The 1,044-nt window shown below is 38.9% G+C and carries 1 protein-coding gene; it reads left to right on the forward strand.

Annotated elements, in window-relative coordinates:
• The coding region (locus BUA97_RS16900; RefSeq protein ID WP_073000702.1) for a relaxase/mobilization nuclease domain-containing protein at positions 1-1,044 on the forward strand (1,044 nt) is incomplete at both ends.

The raw sequence follows: 1,044 nt of genomic DNA on the forward strand, positions 1-1,044 counted from the left end.
GGAAAGGGAGAATTGACGCTGATGAAGAATTTTCCGTCATTCATTACTGAAAATAGCAATAAGCAGCAGGTCAGAGATTATCTGAAAGCGATATCCAAAAGCAATAAGGTACAAAAGCCACAATTCCATGCGGTGATCTCCACCAAATTCCAGGAGCACAGCAAGGAAGACCTTACAAGGATCAGCGCAGATTTTATGACTCAAATGGGATACGGACAACAGCCTTACATCGCCGTTTTCCACAAGGATACCGAGAATAATCATATCCATTTAGTTTCCACAAGAGTGGATAAACAAACCGGGAAAAAGATCGATGACAGTTACGAAAAGCTAAAGGCACAAAAAGCTTTGACCCAGGTTATGGAAAACCGTTACGGAATCAATGAGGAAGAAAAATTAAATCAACTTTTAAAATACAAAATTGGCTCTTTTCAGCAGCTGAAAACTTTACTCAACAGAAATGGTTACCAACTTACCGAAAACACAAATGATGGAAAATCACTTACCATTTCAAAAAACGGCATTGTACAGCGAAGAATCTCAGCAGATCAGATTGTTTATAGCAATCAAGACAGTGAGAAACGGATCAGGCAGATCAGAGCCATTTTTTCAAAATATAGGCAGCTGTACTCCAACAAAGTCTTTAGAGTGGAGGATTATCGGAAACAGGAGGCTATCCTCCCAGAAGACAAGCACAAAGACAATTGGAAACCGGAAATCAAATTTGAAAGCGAGCTTCAGAAAAAACTGAGAGGCGTTTTTGGCATCGACATCGTATTTCATCATAATGATGATCAAATGCCTTTCGGCTACACGTTGATCGATCACAAGACCGCAAGAGTTCATAAAGGTAGTGAGATCATGAAGATGGGTGAATTGTTTGAATTCACATCTGCAGCAATGGATAAAAGAGTCTTTGAGCAGTTGAAAGATTATGGGATTCCCAATGTGGAAACTAAATCGGTCTTGCTAAAATATCTTACAGAAAAATACCCGGAAAATAAGCTGAGTGATTTTATGTTGTTTGAGAATAAAAAGCTGAAG

This window comes from Epilithonimonas mollis (genome assembly GCF_900142325.1).
Lineage (GTDB): Bacteria > Bacteroidota > Bacteroidia > Flavobacteriales > Weeksellaceae > Epilithonimonas > Epilithonimonas mollis.